This window comes from Wolbachia endosymbiont of Drosophila tristis (assembly GCF_028981745.1).
GTDB lineage: Bacteria > Pseudomonadota > Alphaproteobacteria > Rickettsiales > Anaplasmataceae > Wolbachia > Wolbachia pipientis.
This window is the reverse complement of record NZ_JAPQLN010000076.1, coordinates 1-3,949: the sequence shown is the minus strand read 5'-3', so window position 1 is coordinate 3,949 and position 3,949 is coordinate 1. Positions and strand designations below refer to the sequence as shown.

At 36.1% G+C, this 3,949-nt stretch carries 2 protein-coding genes; both read right to left on the bottom strand.

Annotation, left to right across the window (positions count from 1 at the left end; genetic code table 11):
• Window positions 1-181: 181 nt before the first annotated feature.
• A complete protein-coding gene (lepA, locus tag OZD64_RS02955; RefSeq protein WP_010082651.1) occupies window positions 182-1,978 on the bottom strand; it encodes a translation elongation factor 4 in 1,797 nt (598 codons plus the stop codon).
• A gap of 75 nt (window positions 1,979-2,053) precedes the next feature.
• Window positions 2,054-3,448: a malonyl-CoA decarboxylase gene (locus OZD64_RS02950; RefSeq protein ID WP_274999267.1), complete on the bottom strand. Its 1,395-nt coding sequence runs from the start codon at window positions 3,446-3,448 to the stop codon at window positions 2,054-2,056.
• Window positions 3,449-3,949 lie beyond the last annotated feature (501 nt).

Sequence of the window (3,949 nt, the reverse complement as noted above, 5' to 3'; positions counted from 1 at the left end):
ACATAGTGCAAAAAATTAAACATGAGACGCCAGATACGTGAGTTTTTTTGTCATTTAATCTGTACAGAGAAGATAAATAAATAGCTTCAGCTTCATGATAAGGGGGCTGGCGGAGTTTGTCAAGTAAGCTTTTTCGTTTCTAACGGTTGTTGCCAAAAACTATACAAGAAGTCTTTTAAGATCAATCACTTATCTTCAAGGCTTGAATAAAAGCATTCTGTGGAATATTTACGTTCCCTATAGAATGTAACCTTTTTTTACCCTTCTTTTGCTTTTCAAGTAGTTTCATTCTTCGCGTTACATCTCCACCATAGAGTTTAGCTGTTACATCTTTTCTGTATGGGTTAATCGTTTCTCTGGCAATAATTTTTCCGCCCACTGCCGCTTGAATCGCGATTTTATATTGCTGACGTGGTATTAAATCCTTCAAGCGTGCACATATTTCACGCCCCCTTTTTTCTGCCCTACTTTTGTGAACGATACAAGCCAGTGCATCTACGGGCTCTCCATTAATTAAAAAGCTTAATTTATCTATTTGGCTTACCAGATAGCTGGAAATTTCCCAATCCAAACTTGCATATCCTTTGGAAATTGATTTTAATCGATCATAAAAGTCAAAAACAACTTCAGACAGTGGTAATTTATATCTTAACAATGCTGTTGTTGTGTTACCAATGTAAGATAAATCCTCCTGTTCTCCCCTCCTTTCTTCACATAGAGATAGAATATCACCTAAGTATTGATCAGGAACCATTATGGTTGCGGTAATCCACGGTTCTTCCACAATTTCAATTTTCGTTGGATCTGGCATATCACTTGGGTTATGAATATTCAAAACTTCACCACTTCGTGTTGTAACCCTATATATAACACTCGGTGCAGTTGCTGTTAGATCTAAATCAAACTCTCTCTCGAGTCTTTCTTGAATAACTTCAAGATGCAACATTCCCAAAAAACCACAACGAAATCCATAGCCTAGTGCATTTGAAGTTTCAGCTTCGAAGGTAAAACTTGCATCATTTAAATGTAACTTCTCTAGAGCTTCCCTTAGATATTTAAAATCATCCGTTTTGTGAGGGAAAATGCTACAAAATACCACAGGATGCACTTCTTTAAATCCAGGAAGTGCTTCACTACAAGGTCTCTTTTCCTCAGTGATAGTGTCTCCTACCTTGCAGTCTGCTACTTCCTTCATTGAAGCAGTTATAAAACCAACTTCACCCGCTGAAAGTTCACCCGTCATCACTTTTTTAGGGGTGAAAATACCGATATTATCTATCTGATATGTAGCATTATTAGACATCATAACAATTCTCATGCCTTTTTTTAGCACTCCATTTTTAACTCGCACTAAAATTACTACTCCTAAGTAAGTGTCATACCAACTATCAACCAAAATTGCTTGCAGTGGAGCATTTACATCACCTTGAGGAGCTGGAAGTTTTGCTACTATTGCTTCCAGTACATCTTTTATTCCAAGTCCAGTTTTTGCTGATATTAAAACTGACTCACTTGCGTCAATGCCAATTACTTCCTCAACCTGGAGTTTTACCTTTTCTGGATCTGCAGCAGGAAGATCAACTTTATTGAGCACAACTATTATTTCATGGTTGTTGTCAATAGCTTTATATACATTTGCAAGGGTTTGTGCTTCAACGCCCTGGCTACTATCTACCACTAAAAGTGAACCTTCACATGCGGCTAAGCTTCGGCTTACCTCGTAAGAAAAGTCAACGTGACCTGGGGTGTCCATGAGATTTAGGCAATATTGATTACCGTCGTTTGCCGTATAATTGAGTTTTACCGTCTGTGCCTTAATTGTAATCCCACGTTCGCGTTCTATATCCATTGAATCGAGTATTTGATTGATCATTTCTCTTGCTTCAAGGCCGTTACATTCCTCTATTAAACGGTCAGCAAGCGTTGACTTACCGTGGTCTATATGCGCTATTATTGCAAAATTTCTTATGTTGTTCATTTATGGCTATTTTACTTAAGTAGAACCATTTTACATTTTAAGTGTTGTGAGGGCAATCCTTTATTAAGAGACTATTTACTCCTTCAACATAGACGACACTTTTTTCGAGCAGGAAATCACTTTATTAACCATATAGTTTTCATGATTATTATCTATTTTAGGCAACTCATACAGATAATTTACCATCATTCCAGCCGACTGACTAATACCTTTTTCAGAAGTATCCGCCATCCAGTTTAATTGTTTTATCGATGCACCATTGCTTAAATGAAAATGCGCCACCGGATCATAAGCATTCCCATTACTATTATTCACTTTTAGTAAATAATATGCACATAGTTTAAGCATGCATTGTTTAGTTTCATTTATACATTCAACGTTAATTTTTAATTGCTCTGCACTTTCTAAAATTTCTGCACTAGATTGTTTTATATTTAGTTTGCCCAATAAAGTGACATCTTGGTTTAGATTGTTTTTTAGCCATTTCGTAAAGCCAGGTATTGGAGAAAGAGTTGCATATGTTTTTATACTTTTAAACTCCTGTGATAGCTTTTCTACAACCCTTTTGATCAAAAAATTACCAAGGCTGATTCCAGATAACCCTGCTTGAGTGTTTGATATTGAATAGAATATAGCAGTGCTTGCATTACTCGGATCATTTGAAGGTACTGACTCATCTAAAAGGTGTTGAATACTATCTGCAATCTTATCCACCAATGCAACCTCTACAAAAATTAGAGGTTCGTTTGGTATCTTGTAATGAAAAAAAGCAAAACAGAGACCCAGCCTGTTTTTTAAGTCATCCCAAGAGGAAATTTTATGCACAGCTTCATATTTTATAAGTTTTTCTAGCAATGATGCAGGTGAATCCCAGGTGATTTGACGAAGATCAAGTAGATCAACATCAACCCAAGTATAGAGTATATTTTTTAATTCGCTTTCTAGTGGATTCAAGCTTCTATATTGGTTCTTTAGCTTAAGCACGTCAGAACGCATATCAACAATAAACTTAAGGCCTTCTGGTAAAGAAATAAATTGCTTCAATATTTTAGAACGCGGTGATTCAAGAATTTTTATTAAATCCTGTTCAAATTTATAGTTTAACTCGGGATCTTGGTTTTTCTTATACTCTCTAATTTTCTCATCTATTTCCGCTTTATTCGGATTAAATTTTTCTGCCAGGGTTTGTAGAAATTTTATTTTACCTTTCTCTGATAAGCTTAAGTACAAGTTACCAAGAGATACAGCGTTTTTACGTGCTGAAATCTCCCCTCCCTTTGGATTTAAGCACTCGTTCATCTTCAAGACTAAACTATCGATATCGCGACTGTTGCTTAAATCAGGACTGATGTTACCAATCCACGATCTTACAGCATCTGCCACTCCACCTAGTATTTTAAAAAAGCTTCTTACCGCCTTTTTGTCTTCAACTTTCACTATATCAGTTTTTACCAATGATTCTTTTGTCATAGATTCCCTTTATTATACATAGCTAATGCAAGTCAGGGTCATACCGCTGCGATATCTCTAGATCCCGCTAACAAGTAGCGGGATGACGAATTTGTCGTTTGTCAAATCGTCGGTAAACCCAAGTTATTTTAGCTACATATAGCTTAAGTTAAAGGAAAATTTTAGCTACATAGCAGGCACTATTACTAGATTATTAATAATTCAGTAATACAATAGACTTCTTGCACTACCTCCCAAGCCACAACTGTCATTCAGTAGAAACGAAAAAACTTGCTTGACAAACTCCGCCAGCTCCCCTATCATGAAACTGAAGCTATTGTATTTGCTTTCGCCAATCTGCAGATTAAAAGGTAAGGGTTACTTAATGTATCGGCGTCTTATGTTCAATTTTTTGCAGTATATAGATACTGTATGTCTTTACAAAACTTCATCTACATCTAGATTTTTATCTAAATAAGCTGAACGCGCTTATAAAGCGTTACAAGACATCAAAAAATGCCA